Origin of the sequence: Mesorhizobium sp. WSM3224, assembly GCF_000427725.1 — a bacterium.
In the GTDB taxonomy this organism is placed as follows: Bacteria; Pseudomonadota; Alphaproteobacteria; order Rhizobiales; family Rhizobiaceae; genus Mesorhizobium.
Genome location: NZ_ATYO01000025.1, coordinates 41551 through 67745, shown reverse-complemented (window position 1 = coordinate 67745; position 26195 = coordinate 41551). Strand labels below are relative to the sequence as shown.

Sequence of the window (26195 nt, the reverse complement as noted above, 5' to 3'; positions counted from 1 at the left end):
GCCTCACAGGGGCAGGCCCGTCGCCTTGTCGAACAGGTGGATGTTGCGTGGGTCGACGGTGACCGGCAGCCGCTCTCCCGGCTTCACCTGCAGCCGGTCGCGGAACACCGCGCGCACCGCGTCGTCGCCGACAGAGCCGTAGACATGGGTTTCCGAGCCGGTCGGCTCGACGACGTCGACCTTGATGGCGATAGCATCCTCGGCGGCGCCGATGACGAAATGCTCGGGCCTGATGCCGGCCTCGACCGTGTCGCTACCGGAAGCGGCTTGGCCCGGCAGCGCCAGACGGCCGCCACTCGTGGTTTCGAACCAGGACTTGGCATCGGCGGTTTTCAAGGCGCCGGAGACAAAGCTCATCGACGGCGAGCCGATGAAGCTGGCGACGAATTTGTTGGCCGGCCGGTCATAGAGCTCCAGCGGCTGGCCGACCTGCTGGATGCGGCCGCGGTCCATCACCACGATGCGATCGGCCATGGTCATCGCCTCGATCTGATCGTGGGTGACATAGACGATGGTCGATTTCAGCCGCTGGTGCAGCGCCTTGATCTCGACGCGCATCTGCACGCGCAGCTGCGCGTCGAGGTTGGAGAGCGGCTCGTCGAACAGGAACACAGAAGGTTCGCGCACGATGGCGCGGCCCATGGCCACGCGCTGGCGCTGGCCGCCGGACAATTGCCGCGGATAGCGGTCGAGATAGGAGAAGAGGTTCAGCACGCTGGACGCCTTCTTCACCTTGTCGTCGATCGCGGCGCGGTTCTCGCCGCGGATTTTTGGGCCGAAGCCGATATTCTCGGAAGCTTTCAGATGCGGGAACAGCGCATAGGACTGGAAGACCATGGCGATGTTGCGCTTCTGCGGCGGCAGGTCGTTGGCGCGCGTGCCGCCGATCAGGAGGTCACCGGAGGTGATCGTCTCCAGCCCGGCCAGCATGCGCAGCAGGGTGGACTTGCCGCAGCCGGACGGCCCGACCAGCACGACGAACTCGCCGGTTTTGATGTCGAGGTTGATGTCCTCGAGGATTTTATGCTGGCCGAAGGATTTCGACAGGTTGCGGAACTGGACGTCGGTCATGGTCACGCTCCCAATATGTCGTCGATGAAAGGCAGATAGCCGGCCGTCAGACCGGCGTCCGCCGGCACCACCGCGCCAGTTATGCCGGAAGCGCGCCCGGAGGCAAGGAAAGCCACGGCTTCCGCCACTTCCGATGCATCGACGATGCGGCCAAGCGGATAGAGCCGCTTCAATCTGCCGAGGATCTCCGGATCCTTGGCCAGGCGATGGTCCCAGGCCGCAGTGCGGATCGACCCCGGGCAGACGACATTGGCGCGCAACCCGCTGCGGCCAAGCTCGACGGCGATGGCCTTGGCGTAGGCGTTGATGCCGGCCTTGGCCGCGGCATAGGCGGGATTGCCGAAATGCGCGATGGCGTTGACCGAGGAGATGAAGACGATGCTGCCCGAACCGCGCTTGGACATCGCCTTGATCAGCGGATCGGCGAAAGTCATCACGCCGGTCAGGTTGAGATCGAGCTCCTGCTCTATTGTGTCCGCGGTCAGCGCATCGAGCGTCTCGGCGCGCGTCCAGCCGGCATTGTTGATCAGGATGTCGGGGACGCCGTCTCTGGCGAGCAGCGCGGGGATTGCCGCTTCAATCGAGGCCCGATCGAGCAGGTTGAACACGTGACGGGAGGCGATCTGCGGATTGGCCAGCGCTTCCTCCGATTGGTCGCAGCCGACGATACGGGCGCCGCGTTCGGCCATGAGCGCCACGATCGCCGAGCCGAGGCCGCCGCCGGCGCCCGTGACGACAACGGTCTTGCCTTCGAATTCGGCTTTCGAACCCATGCTGCCTGCTCCTCCGCCGCTCATTTTCGAGCCAATAGGCTAGCCAAGCAAATGTAATTAAGCAACATGATAATCCGCTTGCATGGCACAGAATGATGGATAATGTAGGAAAGTAACATAATCCTGAGCCCTAAGGGCCCAGGTGCCAACGTGCATCAATGGGAGAATCAAATGAGCCTTGCCAAATGGACTGTCGGCCTGTTGGCCGGAATGAGCATGCTGGCTTTTGCGGCACCTGCCGACGCCGGCGAGGTACGGGTCACCGTCGCCGAATACAGCGCCAAGACCGGCCCCTATTTCGCAGAGGTCAAGAAGGAGTTCGAGGCGGCCAATCCCGGCATCACCATCAAGTATGAAGTCGTGCCATGGGACGTGCTGCTGCAGAAGCTCACCACCGACATCACCGCCGGCACCAATGCCGACCTCTCGATCATCGGCACGCGCTGGCTGATCGACTTCGTCCAGCAGGATGTCGCCGAGCCGCTCGACAGCTATGTCACGCCCGAGTTCAAGGACCGTTTCATCGACACCTTCCTGCAGCCCTCGATCATGGACGGCCACACCTACGGCCTGCCGATCGCGGCTTCCGCGCGCGCCATGTACTACAACAAGGAATTGTTCGAGAAAGCCGGCATCGCCAAGCCGCCGGCGACCTGGACCGAACTGCAGGAAGACGCCCGCAAGATCAAGGCGGTCGGCGCCTTCGGCTTCGGCCTGCAGGGCAAGGAGATCGAGACCGATGTCTACTACTATTATGCGATGTGGTCGCAGGGCACCGAGATCCTCAACAAGGACGGCACGTCCGGCTTGAGCACACCAGGCGCGCTCGAGGCCGCCAAACTCTATAAGTCGATGATCGACGAGGGCCTGACCGAACCGGGCGTCACCTCCAACAGCCGCGAGGACGTGCAGAACCTGTTCAAGCAGGGCAAGGTCGGCATGATGATCACCGCGCCCTTCCTGTCCAACCAGATCAAGGAAGAGGCGCCGAGCCTGAAATACGGCGTTGCGGCCATCCCGGCCGGCCCGACCGGCGCGCACGGCACCTATGGCGTGACCGATTCCATCATCATGTTCAAGAACTCCAAGAACAAGGACGAGGCCTGGAAGCTGCTCGACTTCCTGTTCACCAAGGAGCAGCGCGCCAAGTTCACGCAAGGCGAGGGCTTCCTGCCGGTGAACAAGGAAGAGGCGAAGATGGACTATTACGTCAACAACGCCGACCTCGCAGCCTTCACGGCACTCTTGCCCGACGCCCGCTTCGCGCCGGTCATCCCGGGCTGGGAAGAGATCGCCCAGATCACTTCGGATGCGATGCAGAAGATTTATCTTGGCAGCGCCACTCCGGAGGCCGCCCTGAAGGATGCGGCGGCCAAGGCTGACGCCGTGCTGAAGAAGAAATAAGGGCGTATCTCCCTGCGCCCGTGGCGCGCTCCACCCGTCGGAGCGCGCCGCATCTTTCCTGGCCTTCAGCAGAAAGACAAAATCGCCGATGTCAGCGCCGCCCCAGCCAGCCTCCTTCCTCTCCCTCCGGAGGGGGCGATCGCATATGAGTTTTTACGAAGAGGACCCCCACCCTAACCCTCCCCACAAGGGGGAGGGAACGCTGCCGCATGCCATCCTTTTGGTGTCGAAAGGTTGGCGGTTTGCGGAGATCAGCGCCTACCAAGTCCCCCTCCCCCTTGTGGGGAGGGGTTAGGGGTGGGGGTCCTCTTCGTAAAAACTTATATATGCGATTGCCCTGCTCCAGAGGGGGGAGAGGTGGCTCGGCGAAGCCGAGACGGAGTGGGGGAACCACCCGGCAACCGCCGTGACGGACAAATGAAGGGCACTAGGCGTACGCACGCTGCGCCTTGCGCCCAAGGGTCGACCCCCACTCCGTCGAGCTTCGCTCGACACCTCTCCCCCGATCGACGGAGGAGAGGAAGGGCCCTTCCGCAACTGCTGCGGAGGACGGGCAGGCAGGTGAGGGGGGCGCCGACGATTGCAGGGAATCCTGAAGCAATGTCCTGAGAAGAACGAGCCGGGATCAAGTCAATCTGTTAAGCGCAATCCAATCTCCACCCGCAACGCGGTACAAACCAGCCGATGCAAAGCCGTATCCTGCCCTATCTGCTGACCTTGCCCAGCCTGTTCCTGGCGGCGATCGTCATCTTCTGGCCGGTCTGGGACCTGATCCAGATTTCGACGCATGACGTCAATCGCTTCGGCCAGTTGCGCGAGTTTAGCGGCCTGGCCAATTTCGCGGCGCTCGCCGCCGATCCGGACTTCATGGCCGCCCTCTGGCGCACCGGCCTATGGACCGTGCTGGTGGTCGGCGGCGCGCTGCTCTTGTCGATCCCGGTGGCAATCATCCTCAATACCGACTTCTACGGCCGCGGAATTGCGCGCGTCATCATCATGCTGCCCTGGGCGGTGTCGCTCACCATGACGGCGGTGGTCTGGCGCTGGGCGCTCAACGGCGAGAGCGGCATGCTGAATTCGGCGCTGATGAAGCTCGGCCTGATCAGCCAGAACATCCAGTGGCTGGCGAGCGCCGAGACCGCTTTCCCGATGCAGGTGCTGATCGGCATCCTGGTGACGGTGCCTTTCACCACCACGATCTTCCTCGGCGGCCTGTCCTCGATCCCCGACGATCTTTACGAGGCGGCAGCACTCGAAGGCGCCACGCCGTTACAGCAGTTCCGCGAGATCACCTTTCCGCTCCTGAAACCCTTCATCAACATCGCGATCGTGCTCAACACCATCTATGTCTTCAACTCCTTCCCGATCATCTGGGTGATGACGCAAGGGGGGCCGGCGAACTCGACCGACATACTGGTTACGCATCTGTACAAGCTCGCCTTCCGCATCGGCAAGCTGGGCGAGGCGTCCGCCGTGTCGCTGGTGATGTTCGCGATCCTGCTCGTCTTCACCATGATCTATGTACGCCTCGCCATGCGGGAGCAACGGGCATGAACGGCAAGCTGAAACGCACCATTATCGCCTGGCTGCTGCTTGCCCCGCTGATCTTGGTGACGATCTTCCCCTTTGCGGTGATGCTCCTCACCGCCGTCAAGCCGCGCACCGAAGTGCTGACCCCGACCTGGTGGCCGAGCGAATTCCGCTGGTCGAATTTCGCCGACATGTGGGTGGCGACCGGCTTCGGCCAGGCGCTGCTCAACTCGCTCTATGTCTCGGCGCTGGCGACCATCGGCGCGATCCTGATCTCGGTGCCGGCGGCCTACGCCATGTCGCGCTTCCGTTTTGCCGGCTATGGCGCCTTCCGCCAGTTCCTTTTGATCTCGCAGATGATCTCGCCGATCGTGCTGGTGCTCGGATTATTTCGGCTGATGGCCGCCTGGGGGCTGGTCGAGAGCACGACCGCGCTTGGCTTCATCTACATGGCCTTCAACGTCGCCTTCACGGTCTGGATGCTGCAGAGCTATTTCGACACCATCCCGCGCGACCTCGAGGAGGCCGCCTGGATGGAAGGCGCCGGCCGCTGGCTGACTTTGCGCAAAGTGTTCCTGCCGCTCTGCCTGCCGGCGATTTCGGTGACGGCGATCTTCACCTTCATCAACGCCTGGAACGAGTTCGTCGTGGCGCTCACCATGCTGCGCAGCCAGGAAAGCTATACGCTGCCGATCCAGGTTTTCTCGCTGGTCGCCGGCCGCTATACGATCGAATGGCACCATGTCATGGCGGCCACGCTGCTGGCGACCCTGCCCGTGGCGATCCTGTTCATCTGGCTGCAGCGCTACCTTGTCAGGGGCCTTGCGCTCGGGGCCGTCAAATAGCAATCCCCAGCAATTCCAGGCAAAGTGTGCAGCGGGTTGCCGTCCGGAATTGCGAAAACAAAAGTCCACTACGGAGCGTTCATGCGCATCTTCACCGCCTCGCTGGCGACGGAAACCAACACCTTCTCGCCGGTGCCGACCGACCGGGCCTCGTTCGAGATGGCCTTCTATGCCGGTCCGGGAAAACATCCGGAGACGCCGACGCTCTGCTCCTCGCCGATCGTGGCGCTGCGCAAGCGCGCGGCCAAGGAGGGGCTCACAGTCATCGAGGGCACCGCCACCTGGGCGGAGCCTGGCGGGCTCGTGCAGCGGCAGACCTATGAGGCGCTGCGCGACGAGATTCTTGGCCAACTGAGGGAAGCGCTGCCGGTCGATGCCGTCATCCTAGGCCTGCACGGCGCCATGGTGGCGCAGGGCTATGACGATTGCGAAGGCGATCTGTTGGAGCATGTGCGCGCCATCGTCGGTCCGAAAGTGGTGATCGCCTCGGAATTCGATCCGCACAGCCACCTGACGCCGAAGCGCGTGGCAGCTTGCGATATCATGGCCTATTTCCTCGAATTCCCGCACACCGATTTCTACGAGCGCGGCGAACACGTCGTCGAGCTCGGCCTCGCCGCGGCGCGCGGCGAGATCAAGCCGGTGATTTCCACCTTCGATTGCCGCATGATCCAGGTGCTGCCGACGAGCCGCGAGCCGATGCGTTCCTTCGTCGACAAGATCAAGGCGCTGCATGGCAAGGACGGCGTGCTGTCGGTCTCGGTCATCCATGGCTTCATGGCTGCCGACGTGCCGGAGATGGGCACGCGCATCCTGGTCGTCACCGACAACGACAAGGCGAAAGGCGACAAGCTTGCGCAGGAGCTGGGACGCGAGCTCTACGCGCTGCGCGAAAAGACGGCGATGACGATGCTGTCCACCTCGGCAGGCATAGAGCAGGCGCTTGCCGTGCGCGCCGAGCGCAAGGACAAGCCGGCGGTGATCGCCGACATCTGGGACAACCCAGGCGGCGGCGTGCCGGGCGACGGCACCACCGTGCTGCGCGAGCTGCTTAAGCGTGGCGTGAACAAGGTCGGCGTGGCGACGATCTGGGATCCGATCGCCGTGACGTTCTGCCATGCGGCTGGCGAAGGCGCTGTCATCGACCTGCGCTTCGGCGGCAAGGCCGGGCCGCAGGCCGGCGAGCCCATCGACGCGCGCGTCACGGTGCTGAAGGCGGTCAGCGAAGGCTGGCAGAGCTTCGGGCCGAGCCGGGTGACGCTGGGGCCATCGGCGGTGGTGCGCATCGAGGGCACGGAGGTCGACGTCATCTTGAACACCAACCGCACCCAGACCTTCGAGCCGGATATTTTTTCCAACATCGGCATCGATCCGATGTCGAAAGAGATCCTGCTGATCAAGTCGACCAACCATTTCTACGCCGGCTTCGCGCCGATCGCCGCCGAGATCATCTATGTCGCGGCGCCGAGTTCCTATCCGAGCAATCCGGCGGTGACCGATTACAAGAAGCTGACGCGGCCGGTGTGGCCGAGGGTGAAGGATCCGTGGAAACTGCCAATCTCCCCCCTCGTGGGGGAGATGCCCGGCAGGGCAGAGGGGGGCGCGAAGGATCGCGACCTCGCTTAGCTTGGGAAAAGGCCAGCCAACGGTGTCGGCGGGACTATGATGGACTGAGACGTCAGCGGGACAGCGCCCCCCTCTGGCCTGCCGGCCATCTCCCCCACAAGGGGGGAGATTAGCCAATCACACCAGCCCTCGCTTCACCATCATCGCTTCGGGCGACGGCATCTTGCCGCGGAACGCCGTGTAAAGCTCTTCCGGGTCCTTCGAGCCGCCGGCGGCGTAGATGTTCTTTCGCAGCCGTTCAGCGAGTTCAGGATTGAAGGCATCGCCCGTTTCTTCGAAAGCGGCGAAGGCGTCGGCGTCGAGCACTTCCGACCACATGTAGGAATAATAGCCGGCTGAATAACCGTCGCCGGCGAAGACATGGCCGAAATGCGGAGTGCGGTGACGCATCGCGATGGTGTCGGGCATATGCAGCTTTTCGAGCGTTTCGGCTTCGAAACGAAGCGGCTCCGCCGGTGCATCCGGCCTTGCGTGATAGGCCATGTCGATCAGCGCCGAGGCGGTGAACTCGACCGTGGCGAAGCCGGCGCCGAAGGTGCGGGCGGCGAGCATCTTGTCGAGCAGCGCTTTCGGCATCGGCTTGCCGGTCTTGACGTGCAGCGCGTGCTTTTCCAGCACCGCCGGCACCGTCAGCCAGTGCTCGTAGAGCTGTGACGGCAGTTCGACGAAATCGCGACTGACCGAGGTGCCCGAGACCGACGGCCAGGTGACGTCGGTCAGCATGCCGTGCAGTGCGTGGCCGAACTCGTGGAACAGCGTCTTCGCCTCGTCGACCGACAGAAGCGCTGCCTCGCCGGCCGGCGGCTTGGCGAAGTTCATGATGTTGTAGATGACCGGCTTGGCGCCGTTGCCCAACTTGTAGCCGGACCGCAGCGCGCTCATCCAGGCGCCGGAGCGTTTTGAAGGCCGCGCGAAATAATCGGCCAGGAACAGGCCGCGCTCGCTGCCATCGGCATTCTTGACCACGAATGCGCGGGCATCAGGATGCCAGGCGGCGATGCCCTTCTTCTCCTCGAAACCGATGCCGAACAGGCGCGTGGCGACATCGAAGCAGGCCTCGATGACACGTTCGAGCTGCAGGTATGGCTTCAGCTCGGCCTCGTCGAAGGCGAATTTCTCGGCGCGCAGCTTCTCCTGGTAGAAGCGCCAGTCCCAGGCCGCGAATTTCTCGTTGCTGCCAGCTTCCGCGGCCAGCCGCTCCAGCTGCTTCTGGTCGGCTGCGGCCTTTTCCAGTGCCTTTTCCCAGACCGGATCGAGCAGGCCGTGCACCGCCTTCGGCGTCTTCGCCATCGTGTCGTCGAGCTTCAGCGCCGCGAAGGAGCCGTAGCCGAGCAGCTTGGCCTTTTCGGCGCGCAGCTTCAGCATGTCGCGCACAACGTCAGTGTTATCCGTGGCGCCGCCATTCTGGCCGCGCATGGTGAAGGCGCGAAAAGCGGTCTCGCGCAGGTCGCGGCGTTCCGAGAAGGTCGAGAACGGCTCGTAGATCGAGCGCGACAGCGTCACCGCGTAGCGGCCCTTCTGGCCGCGCATCTCGGCCGCCTCGGCCATGGCGCTCTTCAGGAAGTCCGGCAGGCCGACGAGGTCGGCTGCGTCGAGGAACAGCGCCCAGTCGCGCTCGTCGGCCAGCACGTTCTGGCCGAATTTGGTGCCGAGCGAGGAAAGCTCCTCATTGATTGTCGCAAGCCGCTTCTTGCCTTCGGCGTCCAGTTTCGCGCCCGACCGGACAAAGCCTTTCCAGGTCTTTTCCAGCACGCGCAGCGTTTCGGCATCGAGCTTCAGGCTGTCGCGGCGCTGGTAGAGGTCGTCGAGGCGGGCAAACAGCTTCTCGTTCATCGAGATCGCCGAGAAATGCCGCGACATCTTTGGCGAAACCTCGCGCTCCATGGCCTGGATCGTGTCGTTGGTGTGGGCCCCGGCGCGGCACCAGAAGATCGACGAGACATGGTCGAGCGCTTCACCCGCAAGCTCGAGCGCGGCCAGTGTGTTCTCGACGGTCGGCGCCTCGCTGTTGCCGGCGATCGCGTCGATCTCGGCCTGGTGCGCCTCGAGAGCCGCATCGAAGACCGGGCCGAAATCATTGTCGCCGATGCGCGAGAAATCCGGCAGGCCGAGCGGCCCTTGCCAGAACGTCAGCGGATGGGCGGCGAGGTCGACGGTTTTCGAGGATGGCATGGGCTCTTCCGGTGGGCTGATTTGGAGACGGGCTGCCCCGGATGTAGGGCGATGCCGCACATCGCGCAACAAACTGTTTGCGTGCTTAGTAGCCGCTGCAGTCCTGCGCGACGGCGGTCTGGGTGCTGGCCGTGATGCGCCCGCCGGCGACGGTGAACGTCTCGCGCATCAGCGTGTCGTTGTTGGGGAAATCGTAGCAGGCGAGCACGGTGGTCTGGCCGCCCTCGCTCATTTCGATGCGATGCCGGATCGCGGCGCCGGCGACCGCGCCCTGCCATTCGTCGATCGAGGCCATGAAGTCCTGCTTGGTCTGGACGACGCCGATGTCGTCGAGCTTCAAGCGCACGTCGTCGGAAAGCAGTTCGGCAAGCTCGGTGCGGTCGGCGACCAGCAGTGCCGAATACCAGCGGTCGATGACGGCGCCGTCATCGGCACTGGCGCGGACGATCAAGGACAAAAGCAGCGTCGCCGCGAGAATGAACCTCCACCAGCTCCGGTTCATCGCCCCTCCATTACAGCTCGGGCCGCTCGAAATCGCCGGTCTCCTTGTTCATCACCCAAAGCTCGCCGGTCGAGATGTCGAACCAGGCGCCGTGGAGTGAGAGCCGCCCCTTGCCTTCGAGGATGGAGACACAAGGGAAGGTCCTCAGATTGGCGATCGAGTAGCGGACGGAAATTCGCTCCAGCGCCGTCTGGCGCTCGGTCGCCGTCATGAAGGTGCTGGACGACACGGTCTCGGCGGCGGGCGCGATCAGGCTCATCCATTTGCCGATGAAATCGCCGGGCGACAGCGGCGCAAAATTGGTGTCGAGCGCGGCGCGGATGCCGCCGCAGCGGCCATGGCCCATGACCACGATATTCTTGACCTTCAGGCTCTGCACGGCGAATTCGAGCGCGGCCGAAGTTGAGTGATACTCGCCGTCCGGCGCATAGGGCGGCACCAGATTGCCGACATTGCGCAGCACGAAGAGCTCGCCCGGTCCGGCATCGAAGATCGCCTCCGGGGCCGAACGGGAGTCGCAGCAGGCAACGATCATCGTTTCCGGCGCTTGGCCCTCCCGCGCCAACGACCGGTAGCGTCCGCTTTCGGAGAGATAGCGGCCGTTCATGAAGTTGCGATAGCCGTTCAGCAGATGTTCGGGGAGGTGGGGCATGGGCGGCTAAAGCCTTTCCGGGGGGTTGGAGGCGGCAGCTCGTTGCGTTCGGAAAGGCTCTAACGGCAAAAGCCGGTTGCGGGCAATGCCGAATCGCGGACCGCCCGGTCGCAATCGCGATGCGCGCTCGACTATGCCCAGATAGCGATTGGAATGCCGAAGCGGTCGGTCAGCGGCGGATCGGGCGAAGGCCGCGCCTCGCCGCCGGCGATACGTCCGGCGATCAGCATCATTGCCGCCGCGTCGAGGAAGTCGTCGCTCGCCGCGCCTCGTGGCGGCGCCTGGTCGAGGAAGGCTTTCTCGTAACCATGCCGGCACAGCAGCGCCTTGCGCTCCTCCATGCCGGCCGGATTGGCCGAACCCTTGATCTTCTTCGGCAGCGCCATCGCCGTGCCGCCATTCAGCCGGCAGAACGCCACTTCCGGATGCGATTCGAAGACGCGGCGACGCAATTCCGGCCGCGCGATCAGCAGGGAATCGATCTCGCGGATCTTCGAAAAAATGCCGAAGGCCTGAATGGAAACGCCGCGCGGTGGGTCGGAGGTCTCGATCGCCACCGCGCTTGCCAGCCGATGCGCCGCATACCAGGCCTCGATGGTGGTGAAGTCACTGGTGTCGGCGTAGAGCGCCGCTCGCGAAGGAATGGCGAAAACGCTCGATTGCCGCGCCCCGAGCAGCGGCCGCACCAGCGCTTCCGGTCCGCGGCCGCCTCTTTGCGAAAAATCCGGCAGGCCGATCGGCATGTCGACCGCGATTGTGGCATCCGGCAGGGCGTCGAGCAGCGCTTGGAAGCTCGGGAAGACCGAGACCGATGGCGGCGTGTCCAAGGCGCGATGGACGGCGATCCAGCCGGCCTTGCAGCCGTCGACGCCGGCCAGAGCGGGATGCAGATTAGTAGAAGTTGGCATCCCGCTCTGTCTGTTTGTTTAGACGCATTTTCTGCGACGCCAAGTGATTCCACCTGGCTGCAAAATGCTCTGGCGCGCCGCCTGGCGTCACGCCCGCTTGTCCCGCCCGGGATGCAGCAGATGGCGCAGCTGCACCATGGCCATGGGATGCGACAGGCTCTGGGCGTCGGTTTCGAGCTGCAGCTCGTCGCCGCCGCGCTTGGCGGTGCGGGCGAGGATCTCGTAGACGGCGGCCGTGGTCGATTGCAGCGCCTTGATCGGCGGCTGGCCGGCAAGCACGCGCGCCAGATAGACGGCGGCCGTCAGGTCGCCGAGCCCGTTCGGCGGCTTCTCGATCACACGATGCTCGGCAAGCAGCGCCTGACTGCCGTCGAGCAGGAAATTGCCGGTGCCGCCCGCCATCATCGCGGGCGCCGAAGTTACCAGCATGGTGGACGGGCCGGCATGAAGCGCCGCCGCCGTCACCGCCTTGATGTCGGGCAACGGCGCGCCCGCCATCCATTCCAGCTCATAGCGGTTGGGCGTCGCGATATCGGCGATCGGCATCAATTTGTCGCGCATGGCGGCGGCTGTCGGCTCCGGCACGTAGAGCCCGCCGGAATCGCCCATCACCGGATCGCAGACGTAAAGCGCATTCGGCGTCTTATCCTTGACGGCGGCAACCAGCGAGGCGACCGCCTCGGCCTGGCCGGCCTCGCCGAGATAGCCTGAAAGCACGGCCCGCACCTCGCCCAGCCACGGCGCGCGCTCGAGATCGGCCATCAGCGCCTTGAACTGATCGAGCGGCGGCACGATGCGCGTGGCCCGGCTGTGGCCCGGATGCCAAGGCAGGATGACGGTCGGCACCGCCCATACCGGGAAGCCCAGCGTCTCCAGCGCGAAGACGGCGGCGCGGTTGCCGACCGAGCCACGGGCGACATGGCTGGAGATGACGATGACCGCGCCCGGCGCGTCGGGTTTTTCTGCGCTCATGAGATTCGAATCCTAGCCGCCACGCGTGACGGCATACACCAGCCAGACCAATAGCCCAATGGCGATGAAGAAGCCGAGCGTTCGGCCAATGCGGGTTCCCCAATATTCGATAGGATCGGCGCGGTCTGCGGCGGTTGCATGGTAGTGTGCGTCCTTCGCCGTGCGGGCGATGAACGACGCGCCGCCCGGCGCCGTCTCGCGCTCCACGCGTTCGAGGATACGGCGCGATTCGGTCTCGTCGTCGCGGCGCTCCGCCATGGCAATTGCCCTTTCCGGCCCGAACCTTAGAGCAATTCCAGGAAAAGTGTGAGCGGTTAAGTTCGGCGTCTTCGCCGTAACCTTCCGACCGGAATTGCGTCAAACAAAAAGATGGAATCCTGTCTGGACGGCTATTCACAGTGGCTCACGGCTGAACCAGAACCAGCGTCATGAGCCAGACATTTTCTTACACGCGGATTGTGGTAATGCTTCGCCTGCAACTTACTGTCGAGGGACCAATCATGATTGCCGAGCGCCTCTCACCACGCTCCTCCTTCCGCACCCTGCCCGCCTTCCTGATGATGGCTTTCGTGCTGCCGCTGCTTGCCGGTTGCGGCTACAACACCATTCCGACGGCGGAGGAGAACGCCAGGGCGGCCTGGAGCGAGGTGCTCAACCAGTATCAGCGCCGCGCCGACCTGATTCCGAACCTGGTCGAGACGGTCAAGGGCTATGCCTCGCATGAGAAGGATACGCTCGACGCGGTCGTCCAGGCGCGCGCCAAGGCAACGCAGATCACGGTGACGCCCGATACGCTGAAGGACCCGGAGGCGCTGAAGAAGTTCCAGGATGCCCAGGCCGGCCTGACCAGCGCGCTGTCGCGGCTGATCGCGGTGTCGGAAGCCTACCCCGACCTCAAGGCGAACCAGAACTTCCTGGCGCTGCAAGCGCAGCTCGAAGGCACCGAGAACCGTATCGCCGTCTCCCGCCGCGACTACATCCAGGCTGTCAGGGACTACAATCTGACGCTGAAGACCTTCCCGTCGGTGCTGTGGGCGACCTTCTGGTTCCGCGGCAACGAGCCGTTCGCGAACTTCACCGTCGAAGAGGACAAGCTGCAGGTGCCGAAGGTCGATTTCGGCACGAGCACGAAGCAGGGCGGGTGAGCGTCGGCTGTCGTCGGAATGCATCTTGCGAAAAGACGGACTGCTGGCGTGCAAACACCCCCCTCTGTCCTTCCGGACATCTCCCCCTCAAGGGGGGAGATCAGCCGTGGTCCAGGCTTTCGCCAATTTTCAACCTCTCAAAGTGAGGACAGGCAAGGAAGCTGCCAATCTCCCCACTTGAGGGGGAGATGTCCGGCAGGACAGAGGGGGGCGCCTCGCACCTACCTCTCCGTTCTGGGCCTTCTTGCCAGCCTAATTTTTCTCCCCCTCGCCGCGCTCGCGGCCGATCTGCCCGCCCTCACCGGCCGCGTCGTCGACAATGCCGGCATCATCGACGCAAGCACCAGAGCCGCGCTGACCCGGAAACTCGCGGACTTCGAGACCAAGGGCTCGGACCAGATCGTGGTCGCCACTATTCCCAGCCTCGGCGGCGAGGAGATCGAGCCTTACGCCAACCGGCTGTTCCGCTTCTGGAAGCTCGGCCAGGCCAAGGAAAACAACGGCGCGCTGCTCTTGGTCGCGCCCAACGACCGCAAGATGCGCATCGAGGTCGGCTACGGGCTGGAAGGCACGCTGACCGACCTGCACACCAAGTTGATCATCGAGAACGACATGGTGCCGGCTTTCCGCGCCGGCGATTTCTCCGGCGGCATCACCAAGGCCGTCGACGACATGATCATGGTGCTGGAGGGCAATCCGGAGGAGCTGGAGGCGCGCGGCAAGCGAAACGAGCAGGCGCCATTCAACTCCGATGACCTCTTCTTCGCCATCTTCATCACCATCTGGGCGCTGATCTTCTTCGGGGGCATCGCGATGACGGTGCTGCCGCCGATCTTCGGCCAGAAGCTCGGACCCGGCCGCTATCGCTGGCTCGGCATGACCTTCGAGCCTGGACGGCGATCCTCCTCGTCAAGTGGCGGCTGGTCGTCGGGTGGCGGTGGAGGCTGGTCCTCGGGCGGCGGCGGTGGCGGGTTTTCCGGCGGCGGCGGCTCGTCGGGCGGCGGCGGCTCTTCGGGAAGCTGGTGAGGCATCATGGCAACGCGATCGATCAGCGCCGAGGATCATGACCGCATCGCCGAGGCGATCCGTGCGGCCGAGTTGAAGACCGATGGCGAAATCTACTGCGTCGTCGCCCATTCGAGCGACGGCTACTTCTTCCCGGCCGCGTTCACCGCGACGATCGGCTTGTTCATCGCCAGCCTCGCCGTCGCGTACGGACTGGAGGCCTGGTGGCTGGCCATCCGCCTGCCGCATTTCGTGCTGGCGCAGTTGCTGGCGCTGGCCTCGGTGTTCGTCCTGCTCCGGCTGTGGCCGGGCCTGCGCATTCATTTCGTGCCGAGACGGCTGCGCTACCAGGCGGCGCACGCCAATGCGATGAAGCAGTTCCTGGCGCGCAATGTCCATCGCACCCAGGCGCGCACCGGCGTGCTCGTCTTCGTCTCCATTGCCGAGCGTTATGCCGAGGTCGTCGCCGACGCAGGCATCAATACCAAGGTTGGCCAGCATGTCTGGGACGGCGTTGTGGGCGACCTGACCAAACATGCCGGCGACGACCGGCTGGCAGACGGCTTCGTCAAGGCGATCGGTACGGTCGGCTTGGTGCTTGCCGAGCATTTCCCGGTCACCGCCGGCGACACCAACGAGCTGGACGATCACCTCGTCGAAATCTGAACCGCTGTCGCTCGCGCAAGTTTCGCCTGTGCGAAATCGCCGCCCGCCCATACCGGACTCTTTGCAAGCGCACGACGTCGGTTTATGGTTAACCAATCATGAACACGCTGACCATCGACATCCGCAAAGCCGAACCGCGCGACGCGAGCGCCATTGCCGAAGTGCATCAGGAAGCGTGGCGTGGCGCCTATTCGGGCATCATCCCGCACCGCACGCTGACCTCGATGATCAACCGTCGCGGCCCCGACTGGTGGGCCAACGCTATCCGCAAAGCGGCCACCGTGCTGGTGGTCGAGATCGGCGGCACCATCGCCGGCTATGCGACGATCGGCAAGAACCGAGCCCGCGAGCTCAGGCAGCAGGGCGAGATCTACGAGCTCTATCTGCGTCCCGAATATCAAGGCATCGGGCTCGGAAGCCGCCTGTTCAAGGCGGCGAAGGCCCGGCTCGCCGACCATGGCCTGCGTGGTATGGTTGTATGGGCGCTTGAAGACAACCAAAACGCTTTGGCCTTCTATGCCGGCAATGGCGGCCGCGATATCGCCGAAGGCGTCGAGATCTTCGAGCAGAGAGCGCTGAAGAAGGTTGCCTTCGTCTGGGAATGATCGGATCGCCCGGGCGATATCCATCAGGTTACAACCCATCACAAACTGTGCGCTTCCGTTAGCGCTCAGTGCTATTCGCCGCATTGCACCATGGCGCGCCGCCCGCTATCGGTTTCCAAAATCGAGAGAGGGATCACGCCATGCGTATCGAAGCGATAGCCACCGGAAAGAACCCGCCCGACGACGTCAACGTCATCATCGAGGTGCCGATCGGCGGCGAGCCGATCAAGTACGAGATGGACAAGGAGGCCGGCACGCTGTTCGTCGACCGCTTCCTGCACACCTCGATGCGCTATCCCGGCAATTATGGCTTCGTGCCGCACACGCTGTCGGGCGACGGCGACCCGATCGACGTGCTGGTCTGCAACACCCGCGCCCTGGTACCGGGCTGCGTCATCAATGTGCGGCCGATCGGCGTGCTGATCATGGAAGACAATGCCGGCCAGGACGAAAAGATCATCGCCGTGCCGTCACCGAAGCTGACGCTGCGCTACGAGAACGTCACCGAATACACCCAACTGCCCGACATCACCCGCCAGCAGGTGCAGCACTTCTTCGAGCACTACAAGGATCTCGAGCCCGGCAAATGGGTCAAGATCGAGGGCTGGCACGATTCCAAATACGCCAAGAAGATGATCGTCGACGCGATCGCGCGGGCCAAGGCGGCTAAATAGCGCGGAGCTCTCGCCTTATCGGGAATAGAGCAATTCCAGGAAAAGTGTGAGCGGTTAAGTTCGGCATCTTCGCCGTAACCTTCCGTCCGGAATTGCGTCAAATCAAAGAGCTAGGGCGGAAGCCCTCACCGCACCGCCTTCTCGCCGCCGGCCGCCGTGATCACCCCGACGATGATCAGCCCCGTCAGTAACAGTCGTACGCCGGCGCTGACGCCGAAGGTGTTGAGCATGGTGAGGAGCAGCACCAGGAACAGGCCGGCGCCCCAGACGCCGGGCACGTTGGCCTTGCCGCCGGCGACCGAGGTGCCGCCGATGACCACGACCGCGATCGAGGCGAGCAGGTATTCGTTGCCGATGTCGACATTGGCGCCGCGGAAATAGCCTGCCAGCAATGCGCCGTCGATGCCGCCCAGCGCGCCGCACAGCGTGTAGGTGAGGAAGCGGATGCGGCCGACATTGACGCCGGCCAGCCAGGCGGCGCGGATATTCTGGCCGATGGCCAGCACCGAACGGCCATAGATCATGCGCTGCAGCGCCAGTGCGGCGCCGACGGTGAAGACCACCGTCAGCATCGCCAGCACCGGAATGCCCAGCACCTGCCAGTTGGTGAAATCGGCGAAGCCCGGCGGCGGCTTGATCTGCAGGCCGCGGCCGTAGCTGATGTCGACCGACTGGATGATGAAGCTCGCCGACAGCGTCGCGATGATCGGCGGGATGCGCAGCGCCCAGATCAGCAGGTAGTTGATGGCGCCGATCGCCGCCCCGCAGGCAAGCGCGGCAAGCAGCCCGACTACGATCATGGCATCGCTGCCGCCCATCACCTTCATGGCAACGGCGCTGGCCAGCCCGATATTGGCCGGCAGCGACAGATCGACATTGCCCGGCCCAAGCGTGATGACGAACATCTGGCCGACGCCGACGATGACGGTGAAGACGGCGAGCGAAAGCGCCGCGGTAACCATGCCGCCGCCGCCATAGCCGCCGGTGAAGGCGATGGTCGCCAGCCAGACGACGAGGGCGCCGACGAACGACCAGATCCAGGGCTTCTCAAGCAATGTCCGCAGCGAGGCCATGCTCATCTCTCCTTGCGGCTGATCAGCACCCGCGCAGCCAGCACGATGATCAGGATCGCGCCATTGGCGGCGACCTGCCAGTCGGGCGGAATGTGCATGAAGGTCAACAGCGGCGAAGCGGCCAAGGCCAGCGTCAGCGCGCCGAGCACAGCGCCGATCGGCGACACGCGCCCGCCGACGAACTCGCCGCCGCCGAGAATGACGCCGGCGATCGACAGCAGCGTGTAGCCATTGCCGATATTGGCATCGGCCGAGGTGGTGATGCCGATCAGCGCCATGCCGGAAAGCACGCCGAACAGCCCGGTCAGCGCGAAAAGCACCACCTTGGTGCGGAGCAGCGACCAGCCGGCGCGTCGCAGCGCCGCGGCGTTGCCGCCGGAGCCACGCAGGATGACGCCATAGGAGGTGCGCATCAGGCCGAAATGGACGACAGCGGCGATCAACAGCGCGGCAAGGATCGGGAACGGGATGTAAGGCGGCTTGAAGGACATGATCGAAAGCAGCCAATCCGGCGCCTTGCCGCCTGGCTTGGGCAGGACGAGGATGGCAAGCCCCTGCCAGACGAAGCTCATGCCGAGCGTCACCACGATCGACGGCAGGTTGCGCAGATGGATCAGCGCCCCGAGCAGCGCATAGACGCCGATCGAGCCGAGCAGCACGACAATGCCGAGTAGCGGCGCATCCCTCAGCCAAGTCGCCGTGACGCAGCCGACGAAGCCGACGAAGGTGCCGATCGACAGATCGAGCTCGTTGCCGGCGATGACGAACATCTGCGCGATCGTCGCCAGCGCGATCGGGATCGCCAGGTTGAGCATCAGGTTGAAGCCGAAATAGCTGATGGCGCGCGGGTTGAGCCAGGCAATCCCCATCAGCACCAGCGCCAGCGACAAAGCCGGCAGAAGGCCGCGCAGCATGCGCGCCCGGGCCGCGCCGCCGCGCGGCGAGGCTTTCGGGACGGTGCCGGGAGCGATCGCGGTCATGTCAGGCCGCATCGCCGAACGAGGACTGGATGATCTTTTCCTCCGTCAGCTCGTCGCGCCGCAGATTGGCGACGATGCGGCCGTTCTTGAACACATAGACATGGTCGCAATTGTCGAGTTCCTCGGTCTCGGTGGTGTACCAGAGGAAGGTGCGGCCCTTGGCGGCCTCCTCGCGCAGGAGATCGTAGACTTCGAGCTTGGTGCCGATATCGACGCCGCGCATCGGGTCGTCCATCAGCACGATCTGTGCGTCCGAGCCGAGCGCACGGGCGAACAGCGCCTTCTGCTGGTTGCCGCCCGACAGCGAAAAGATGTTGTTGTTCATGTCCGGCGTGCGGATGCCGATCTTGTTTTTCCAGAATTCGGCGAGCTCGGCCTCGCGCTGCGGCGAGATCAGCAGGCCGTTGCGCAGGCGGGCCAGCGAACGGATGCCGATGTTCTGCGCGATCGACCATTGCGAAAAGATGCCGTCCGACTGGCGGTCGCCCGCGACCAGCGCCACCGGCGCCGTCACCTCGATGCCGGCCCTGGCGCGGGCGGCGGCCGAGAAGATCGCCAGCAAAAGGTCGGTCTGGCCGTGGCCGGCAAGCCCGGCAAGCCCAATGATCTCGCCCGCGCGGGCGACAAGCTCCTTACCGTCCTGCTGCCTCGCCGGGCGCGCGCGAACCCTGAGCACGCCACCTTCGGTCGTTCGGGCTTTGGTCACGGCCTTCTGATGTCCTTCGGCTCCGCCCATGGCGGCGACCAGCTTGTCGCGGTCGAAGACATCAGCGGCGTCGGCCGCGACCACCTTGCCATCGCGCATCACCACGATGCGGTCGGCGTTCTGCAGCACCTCGCCCAGCACGTGCGAGATCAGGATGCAGCTGCCACCCGCGGCGACGAAACGGCGAACGAACGAAAGCAGCTGGCCCGCAGCGTGCGCATCGAGCGAGGAGGTTGGCTCGTCGAGGATGACCAGATGCAGCGGCTGGCTGGTCAGCGTGAAGGCGCGCGCCACCTCGACCATCTGCCGCCTTCCGATCGACAGGTCGCCGGCAATGTCGTCCGCCGAAATGCCGTGATCCGGGAAGATTTCATCGAGCTTGGCGCGGATGAGGTCGGCAGCCCTGCGCCGCCAGCCGAAACCGGTGAGCGAGGGATGGTTGATGCGGGTGTTCTCGGCGACGCTGAGATTGGGGCAGAGCGACAGCTCCTGGAAGACGCAGCGTATGCCAAGCTCGAGCGCGCGCGCCACCGAATAGCTCGCCTCCGTATTGCCGCGCACCGCGATCTGGCCGCCATCCGGCCGCAGCGTGCCGGCGACCATATGCATGAGCGTCGACTTGCCGGCGCCGTTGTGGCCGACCAGCCCAACGCATTCGCCGGCGCCGACATGGAAGTCGACGCCATTGAGCGCGCGAACGGCGCCGAAATGTTTTTCGGCGCCGTTCAGCCTGACGATGTCTGCAATAGCCTGGAGCATCCTCAACTTTTATCCGGTTGGCGATGCGGGCAGCAACCTGCCCACCGCTATTGCTTGATGTTGGCCTTGATCGCCGCGATGGCGTCTTCCTGCGTGTATTCGTGGGTGGCGACGCCGCCTTCCTTGATCTTCGGCAGCGCGGCCTCGAAATCGTCCTGGGTGAAGGCGAGATAGGGCACCAGCAGGTCGTGCGGGATGTCCTTGCGGCCGTCGAGCACCTGCTGCGCCACCCAGAAGGCCAGCGTCGACACGCCGGGCGCGATCGAGGCCGACCAGGTCTTGTAGCCGTCCTTCTCCTTTTGCTCCTTCCACCACTTCAGCTCGTCCTGGCGATTGCCCATAATGATGGTCGGGCGCGGCTTGCCGGCGGCGGCGAAGGCTTGCGCGGCGCCATAGCCGTCACCACCCTGGTCGACGATGCCGATGACATCCGGCAACGACGGCAGGATGGTCGCCACCGCCTTCTGCGCCGTGGTCTGGTCCCAGTCGCCGGTTACCGAGCCGACGATCTTGAATTCGGGATGAGCGGCGACGCCTTCGAGAATGCCGGCATGGATGGCATCGTCGATCGAGGTGCCGGCGAGACCGCGGATTTCCAGCAGATTGCCGCCCTTGGGCTGGAACTTGGCCATCTGCTCGACTTCCTGCTTGCCCATGTCCTTGAAGTCGACGACGACGCGGTAGGCGCAAGGCTCGGTGACCGTGCCGTCGAAGGAGACGACAACGATGCCGGCGTCGCAGGCCTGCTTGATGGCGCCGTTGAGCGCATCGGGTGAAGCGGCGTTGATGACGATGGCGTCATAGCCCTGCAGGATCAGGTTCTGCACCTGGGCGGCCTGGGTCGGCACTTCCTTGTCTGCGGTGGTGAAGACGTCGGCGGCGCCGACGATCTTGTCGTCGACCGCCTTCTTGGTGACGATGCCGTAGCTGTCGAGCATCGCCTGGCGCCATGAATTGCCGGCATAATTGTTGGAGAAGGCGATCTTCTTGCCGCTGGTGTCGGCAAGCGCGGTGCCCGAGGCGAGCATCGCCGCAAATGCACTCAATACGAGCAGTTTCTTCATGTCGGTTCCTCCCGAGGTGGCTGTCTTAACGGATGGTGGTTACGCGAATTCCTTGTTTTTTATCTATTGTCAGACAAATTCAGAGGAACCGCAAGCTTGTCAACTGCAAAGCATTGGCACTGCCCCGATCAACTTGCGGTGCAGCGATTGATAAGACGGCGGCTCCTGGTCTAGGAACGCGGCAGGAGAGTGAATTTGATGGCAGTGACGCCGACCGTTGCTCGGGGCGCCCCAGGAATAGAAGCGCGCTGGACGTCGAGCGCCAAGAGCGGCGTCGGCACCGCGCTTTCGGCAAAAAGCCCGCTCTGGTTCACCATCAGTCACGGCATTTTGAACGAAATCTATTATCCCCGCCTCGACAGCGCCTGCACGCGAGACATGGGGCTGGTCGTGACCGGCCCTGGCGGCTCTTTTTCCGAGGAAAAGCGCGGTGCGGTCCATGCCATCGAACCGTTCGAGGACGGGGTACCCGGCTATAGGCTGACCAACACCGCGTCCAACGGCGCTTACCGGATTGAAAAGCGCATCGTTACGGATTCGAAACGACCGGTCCTGCTGCAGGAAACCAGTTTCACCGCGCTCAAGGAACCGGCCGCCGACTATCGTGTCTACGCGCTGTTAGCGCCGCATCTCGTCAACGCCGGCATGGGCAACACCGCCTGGATCGGCGAGCGCAAGGGGCAGCGCATTCTCTTCGCCACCGGACGGGGCGTCTCGCTCGCGCTCGCCTCTTCTCTGCCCTGGGGCGCTTGCGCGGCCGGCTATGTCGGCTTTTCCGATGACTGGCAGCAATTGCACGACAACGGCGCGCTCGATCCTTCCTGCCAGCGGGCGGAAGACGGCAATGTCGCGCTGACCGGCGAGATCGGCTTTTCGGCGGGCAAGACAATTGCCTTGCTCGCGCTCGGCTTCGGCGCTTCGCCGGAAGAAGCAGCCGACCTCGCCTTGGCGAGCTTGCAGCAGGGTTTCGAGCCGGCCGCGAAAGCCTATGTCGAAAACTGGCGGAAATTCCAGGCAGGGCTGGAAAAACTCGACCGCCATGCCGCCTCCGGTTTGAACACCTACCGCGCCAGCACCGCTGTGCTGGCTTCGCATCTGTCGGTCACGAGACCCGGCGCCGCCGTCGCCAGCCTGTCGATCCCCTGGGGCTTCAACAAGGGCGACGACGATCTCGGCGGCTATCACCTCGTCTGGCCGCGCGACCTGGTCGAGACGGCGGGCGGATTCCTGGCTGCCGGCGACGCCAGGCAGGCGCTGCAGATCCTCGCCTATCTGCGCTCGATCCAGCAACCGGACGGCCACTGGCCGCAAAACTGCTGGTCCGACGGCACCGCCTATTGGCCCGGTATCCAGATGGACGAATGCGCCTTTCCGCTGCTGCTTGCCGATGCCTTGCGCCGCGCCGGTCATCTACCGCGCGCCAGTCTCGGCGATTTCCTGGCCATGATCGAAAGCGCCGCCGCCTATGTCGTGCGCAACGGTCCGGTCACCGGCGAGGATCGCTGGGAAGAGGATGCCGGCTACAGTCCGTTCACGCTGGCCGTGGAAATAGCCGCGCTGCTCGCCGCCGCCGACATGCTCGATGTTTGCGACAAACATGAGCCGGCAAACTATCTGCGTGAGATCGCCGATTGCTGGAACGACCAGGTCGAGCGCTGGACCTATGTCACCGGCGCCGGACTCTATGCAGGCGAAGGCGTTGCCGGCTATTATGTCCGCATCGCCCCGCCCGACGATGGCGGCGCCGCTTCGCCGAAGGACGGCTTCGTGCCGATCAAGAACCGGCCGCCGGCCGACACCGACAAGCCGGCGGAGGCGATCATCAGTCCCGATGCGCTGGCGCTGGTCCGTTTCGGCCTGAGAGCGGCGGACGATCCGCGCATCCTCAACACCGTCAAGGCCATCGATGCGATTTTACGCAGCGAGCTGCCGCAAGGTCCGCTCTGGTACCGCTATACCGGCGACGGCTATGGCGAGCACGAGGACGGCGCGCCTTTCGACGGCACCGGCCGTGGACGGCCATGGCCGCTGCTCGCCGGCGAGCGCGCCCATTACGAGCTGGCCGCCGGCCGCAAGGACAAGGCGGCGCAACTGCTGGAAACCCTGGAACGCTCGGCGGGCGTGGGCGGCCTGCTGCCGGAGCAGGTCTGGGATCGCCCCGACCTGCCCGACCGTGAACTGCGTCTGGGCGCTCCGTCTGGCAGCGCCATGCCGCTGGTCTGGGCGCATGCCGAGCACATCAAGCTGTTGCGCTCGCTGCGCGACGGCGCCGTCTTCGACATGCCGCCGCAAGGCGTCGCGCGCTACATCAAACGAAAGATGGTCTCGCCCTTCCGAATATGGCGCTTCAACAACAAGATCCGCTCCATCCCCGCCGGCAAGGCGCTGCGCGTCGAACTGTCGGCGCCCGGCGTCGTCCACTGGAGCAGCGACAAATGGCTGACGGTGCAGGATAGCAAGACTGTCGAAAATGCGTTCGGCATCCATCTGGTGGATTTGCCCGTCAGCCGCCTGCAGCCGGGAGCCACCATCGTCTTCACTTTTTTCTGGCCCGAAGCGATGCGTTGGGAGAATGTCGACTTCAGCGTCGGGATCGACCAACCGAACGGCCAGTAGATTCTTCCTTCCTCAAGCAATCGGGATGACACCATGCAGATCGGGATGATGGGACTGGGCAGGATGGGCGCCAACATGGTGCGGCGCCTGATGCGTGACGGCCATGAATGCGTCGTCTATGACATCAATTCGGCAAGCGTCGCCGGCATGGTCAAGGACGGCGCCGTTGGTGCCGCCTCTCTGGAAGAGTTCGTCGGCAAGCTCGCCAAGCCGCGCTGCGCCTGGCTGATGCTGCCGGCGGCGATCACCGGCAGGATCGTCGACCAGGTGGCGGCGCTGATGGAGCCGGGCGACATCATCATCGACGGCGGCAATTCCTATTACCATGGTGCCGTCGACCAGGCGGCGAAGCTTGCGGTCAAGGGCATCAATTTTGTCGATGTCGGCACCAGCGGCGGCGTCTGGGGCCTGGAGCGCGGCTACTGCCTGATGATCGGTGGCCCGGACGAGGCGGTGCAACATCTCGATGCGGTCTTCGCCACGCTGGCGCCGGGCGCCGATGCGGGCGCGCCGGCTCCCGACAAGAGCGCCGGAACAGCACCCTTCGGCTATCTGCATTGCGGCCCGAGCGGCGCCGGCCATTTCGTCAAGATGGTGCATAACGGCATCGAATACGGCGTCATGGCCGCTTACGCCGAGGGCATGAACATCCTGAAATCGGCCAATGCCGGCAAACGCGGTCGGACGGCGGACGCGGAAACCAGCCCGCTGGAAAACCCGCAATATTACCAGTTCGATATCGACCTGCCCCAGGTCGCCGAAGTCTGGCGGCATGGCAGCGTCATCGGCTCGTGGCTGCTCGATCTCACCGCCGGCGCGTTGAAGAGCGATCCGGCGCTCGCCCAGTTCGGCGGCCGTGTCTCCGATTCCGGCGAGGGACGCTGGACGCTGAAGGCGGCGATCGACACCGGCGTCCCGGCGCCGGTCTTGTCCTCGGCGCTGTTCGACCGCTTCTCCTCGCAAGGCGAATCCCAATTCGCCGACAAGCTCCTGTCCGCCATGCGCTATGCCTTTGGCGGCCATATCGAGAAGCCGAAGGCGTGAGGGGAGAGACGGCATGAGCCAGGAGAGGTCGGACACGCTGGTGCTTTTCGGAGCGACCGGCGACCTTGCGCATAAGAAGATTTTCCCGGCACTCTACCAGATGGTCGCCAAGGGGACGCTGACCGAGCCGGTGATCGGCGTCGCCTTCGACCCTTGGGATCTCTCGAAATTGGTGGACCGCGCCCGCGACGGCGTCGCCAGCGCGCTGGGCAGCATCGACGACAAGGTTTTCAGCGAGTTCGCTTCGCTGCTGCGCTATGTCAGCGGCGACTACCGTGATGGCGCCACCTTCGAGAAGCTGAAGACGGCGCTGGGCTCGGCGCAGCGGCCGCTGCACTACATGGCCGTCCCTCCGAACATGTTCGAGACGGTCGTGCAAGGGTTGGAACAATCCGGCACCGCGCATGGCGCGCGGCTGATGGTCGAAAAACCCTTCGGCCACGACCTGCAGTCGGCGCGCTGGCTCAACCGTGTGCTGCATCTGGTGTTCGACGAACAGTCGATCTTTCGCATCGACCACTATCTCGGCAAGGAAGCGATCCAGAACCTGCTCTATTTCCGCTTCGCCAATTCCTTCCTCGAGCCGATCTGGAACCGCAACTTCGTCGAAAGCGTCCAGATCACCATGGCCGAGGATTTCGGCGTCGAGGGCCGCGGCCGCTTCTATGACGAGGTCGGCTGCATCCGCGACGTGATCGAGAACCACCTGCTCAACATCCTGTTGCTGCTGGCCATGGAGCCGCCGGTCGGCCGCTCTGCCGACGACCTGATCGACGAGAAGGTGCAGGTGCTGCGCGCCATCCGCACGTTGACCAGGGACGATGTCGTGCGCGGCCAGTTCGACGGCTATCTCGCCGAGCCCGGCGTCAGGCCGAACTCACCGGTCGAGACTTTTGCCGCGGTGCGCTTCTTCGTCGACACCTGGCGCTGGCGGGACGTGCCTTTCTTCATCCGCGCCGGCAAGAACATGCCGGTGCACGCCACCGAGGTGATCGTGCGGCTGAAGCGGCCGCCGCTCGACGTCTTCGATCCGATCAAGCCGGCCGACGCCAATTATGTGCGCTTCCGTATCGATCCGCAGGTGGCGATCTCGATCGGTGCGCAGCGCAAGAGGGCCGGCGACGACATGGTCGGCGAGCAGGTGGAGCTGACCGCGCTCGACGACTCCAAGGGCGACATGCCGCCCTATGAGCGGCTGATCGGCGACGCCATGAACGGCAACGGCCAGCTGTTCACGCGCCAGGACGCGGCCGAACTTGCCTGGCGCATCGTCGGCCCGGTGCTCGGCGATACCACGGCGCCGGCAATCTATGGGCCCAAGACCTGGGGACCGGCCGACGCCATCAAAGGCTTCGGCCCGCCGGACGGCTGGATCAATCCGACGAAGTAGCTTCGGGAGGACA

The 26195-nt window shown here is 64.4% G+C and carries 24 protein-coding genes; 12 read left to right on the top strand and 12 right to left on the bottom strand.

Going from position 1 to position 26195, the window contains the following annotated elements:
* Positions 1 to 3: 3 nt before the first annotated feature.
* Together ugpC and YU3_RS0126990 are read right to left on the bottom strand one after the other, a co-directional pair.
* Positions 4 to 1071 (bottom strand): sn-glycerol-3-phosphate ABC transporter ATP-binding protein UgpC, encoded by a 1068-nt coding sequence (gene ugpC / locus YU3_RS0126995; protein ID WP_027169134.1) that lies wholly within the window; start codon positions 1069 to 1071, stop codon positions 4 to 6.
* A 2-nt stretch (positions 1072 to 1073) separates the two neighbouring features.
* Complete coding sequence (locus tag YU3_RS0126990; RefSeq protein WP_027169133.1) at positions 1074 to 1844, bottom strand: SDR family oxidoreductase; 771 nt, start codon at positions 1842 to 1844, stop codon at positions 1074 to 1076.
* Between the two features lie 171 nt (positions 1845 to 2015).
* Here YU3_RS0126990 and YU3_RS0126985 point away from each other — a divergent pair, with 171 nt between their 5' ends.
* The 4 genes from YU3_RS0126985 (at position 2016) to YU3_RS0126965 (ending at position 7249) form a co-directional block, all read left to right on the top strand.
* Positions 2016 to 3248: a sugar ABC transporter substrate-binding protein gene (locus YU3_RS0126985; protein WP_027169132.1), complete on the top strand. Its 1233-nt coding sequence runs from the start codon at positions 2016 to 2018 to the stop codon at positions 3246 to 3248.
* Positions 3249 to 3932: 684 nt separating this feature from the next.
* Positions 3933 to 4802, top strand: a complete 870-nt coding sequence (locus tag YU3_RS0126975) for a sugar ABC transporter permease (RefSeq protein WP_027169131.1) — start codon at positions 3933 to 3935, stop codon at positions 4800 to 4802.
* Positions 4799 to 5623: a carbohydrate ABC transporter permease gene (locus YU3_RS0126970; RefSeq protein ID WP_027169130.1), complete on the top strand. Its 825-nt coding sequence runs from the start codon at positions 4799 to 4801 to the stop codon at positions 5621 to 5623. Before YU3_RS0126975 ends, YU3_RS0126970 begins: the two co-directional genes overlap by 4 nt.
* Before the next feature lie 81 nt (positions 5624 to 5704).
* Positions 5705 to 7249, top strand: coding sequence for a M81 family metallopeptidase (locus YU3_RS0126965; RefSeq protein ID WP_027169129.1), 1545 nt, complete (start codon positions 5705 to 5707; stop codon positions 7247 to 7249).
* Between the two features lie 117 nt (positions 7250 to 7366).
* Here the strand turns inward: YU3_RS0126965 and YU3_RS0126960 are convergent, their stop codons facing one another.
* The 6 genes from YU3_RS0126960 to YU3_RS0126935 form a co-directional block, all read right to left on the bottom strand.
* Positions 7367 to 9421: a M3 family metallopeptidase gene (locus YU3_RS0126960; protein ID WP_027169128.1), complete on the bottom strand. Its 2055-nt coding sequence runs from the start codon at positions 9419 to 9421 to the stop codon at positions 7367 to 7369.
* A gap of 85 nt (positions 9422 to 9506) precedes the next feature.
* Positions 9507 to 9923, bottom strand: coding sequence for a hypothetical protein (locus tag YU3_RS0126955; RefSeq protein ID WP_027169127.1), 417 nt, complete (start codon positions 9921 to 9923; stop codon positions 9507 to 9509).
* Between the two features lie 10 nt (positions 9924 to 9933).
* The gene (locus YU3_RS0126950; RefSeq protein ID WP_027169126.1) at positions 9934 to 10575 is read right to left on the bottom strand and encodes a carbonic anhydrase; all 642 of its coding nucleotides are present in this window, start codon (positions 10573 to 10575) and stop codon (positions 9934 to 9936) included.
* Between the two features lie 131 nt (positions 10576 to 10706).
* Positions 10707 to 11483, bottom strand: coding sequence for a DUF429 domain-containing protein (locus tag YU3_RS0126945; protein WP_027169125.1), 777 nt, complete (start codon positions 11481 to 11483; stop codon positions 10707 to 10709).
* Positions 11484 to 11570: 87 nt separating this feature from the next.
* Positions 11571 to 12455, bottom strand: coding sequence for a pyridoxal kinase PdxY (gene pdxY, locus YU3_RS0126940; protein ID WP_027169124.1), 885 nt, complete (start codon positions 12453 to 12455; stop codon positions 11571 to 11573).
* Between the two features lie 12 nt (positions 12456 to 12467).
* Positions 12468 to 12713 (bottom strand): hypothetical protein, encoded by a 246-nt coding sequence (locus tag YU3_RS0126935; RefSeq protein WP_027169123.1) that lies wholly within the window; start codon positions 12711 to 12713, stop codon positions 12468 to 12470.
* Positions 12714 to 12955: 242 nt separating this feature from the next.
* On the opposite strand from YU3_RS0126935, the gene YU3_RS0126930 reads away from it, so the two are divergent.
* The 5 genes from YU3_RS0126930 (at position 12956) to ppa (ending at position 16550) form a co-directional block, all read left to right on the top strand.
* Positions 12956 to 13600 (top strand): LemA family protein, encoded by a 645-nt coding sequence (locus YU3_RS0126930; protein ID WP_027169122.1) that lies wholly within the window; start codon positions 12956 to 12958, stop codon positions 13598 to 13600.
* Positions 13601 to 13834: 234 nt separating this feature from the next.
* Entirely contained in the window at positions 13835 to 14626 is a 792-nt protein-coding gene (locus YU3_RS0126925; RefSeq protein WP_245273677.1) for a YgcG family protein, read from the top strand.
* A 6-nt stretch (positions 14627 to 14632) separates the two neighbouring features.
* Positions 14633 to 15271: a TPM domain-containing protein gene (locus tag YU3_RS0126920; protein ID WP_027169120.1), complete on the top strand. Its 639-nt coding sequence runs from the start codon at positions 14633 to 14635 to the stop codon at positions 15269 to 15271.
* A gap of 98 nt (positions 15272 to 15369) precedes the next feature.
* The gene (locus YU3_RS0126915; protein ID WP_027169119.1) at positions 15370 to 15876 is read left to right on the top strand and encodes a GNAT family N-acetyltransferase; all 507 of its coding nucleotides are present in this window, start codon (positions 15370 to 15372) and stop codon (positions 15874 to 15876) included.
* Positions 15877 to 16016: 140 nt separating this feature from the next.
* Positions 16017 to 16550: an inorganic diphosphatase gene (gene ppa, locus YU3_RS0126910; protein ID WP_027169118.1), complete on the top strand. Its 534-nt coding sequence runs from the start codon at positions 16017 to 16019 to the stop codon at positions 16548 to 16550.
* 125 nt (positions 16551 to 16675) lie between these two features.
* Here ppa and YU3_RS0126905 read toward each other — a convergent pair whose 3' ends face one another.
* The 4 genes from YU3_RS0126905 to YU3_RS0126890 are packed head-to-tail and all read right to left on the bottom strand — an operon-like array spanning position 16676 to position 21132.
* The gene (locus tag YU3_RS0126905; RefSeq protein WP_027169117.1) at positions 16676 to 17623 is read right to left on the bottom strand and encodes an ABC transporter permease; all 948 of its coding nucleotides are present in this window, start codon (positions 17621 to 17623) and stop codon (positions 16676 to 16678) included.
* A 2-nt stretch (positions 17624 to 17625) separates the two neighbouring features.
* On the bottom strand, positions 17626 to 18603 hold the full coding sequence (locus YU3_RS0126900) for an ABC transporter permease (protein WP_027169116.1): 978 nt from the start codon (positions 18601 to 18603) through the stop codon (positions 17626 to 17628).
* Position 18604: 1 nt separating this feature from the next.
* Positions 18605 to 20068 carry a sugar ABC transporter ATP-binding protein gene (locus tag YU3_RS0126895; RefSeq protein ID WP_027169115.1) on the bottom strand — a complete coding sequence of 488 codons (1464 nt, stop codon included), beginning with the start codon at positions 20066 to 20068 and terminating at the stop codon, positions 18605 to 18607.
* A gap of 47 nt (positions 20069 to 20115) precedes the next feature.
* On the bottom strand, positions 20116 to 21132 hold the full coding sequence (locus tag YU3_RS0126890) for an ABC transporter substrate-binding protein (protein WP_027169114.1): 1017 nt from the start codon (positions 21130 to 21132) through the stop codon (positions 20116 to 20118).
* Positions 21133 to 21330: 198 nt separating this feature from the next.
* On the opposite strand from YU3_RS0126890, the gene YU3_RS0126885 reads away from it, so the two are divergent.
* From YU3_RS0126885 to zwf, 3 genes are read left to right on the top strand one after another with little or no spacing between them, the layout of a single operon-like run.
* Complete coding sequence (locus YU3_RS0126885) at positions 21331 to 23748, top strand: glucan 1,4-alpha-glucosidase (RefSeq protein WP_027169113.1); 2418 nt, start codon at positions 21331 to 21333, stop codon at positions 23746 to 23748.
* 33 nt (positions 23749 to 23781) lie between these two features.
* Positions 23782 to 24792: a phosphogluconate dehydrogenase (NAD(+)-dependent, decarboxylating) gene (gene gnd, locus YU3_RS0126880; protein ID WP_027169112.1), complete on the top strand. Its 1011-nt coding sequence runs from the start codon at positions 23782 to 23784 to the stop codon at positions 24790 to 24792.
* A 13-nt stretch (positions 24793 to 24805) separates the two neighbouring features.
* Entirely contained in the window at positions 24806 to 26182 is a 1377-nt protein-coding gene (gene zwf, locus YU3_RS0126875) for a glucose-6-phosphate dehydrogenase (protein WP_027169111.1), read from the top strand.
* The last annotated feature ends 13 nt before the right edge of the window (positions 26183 to 26195 follow it).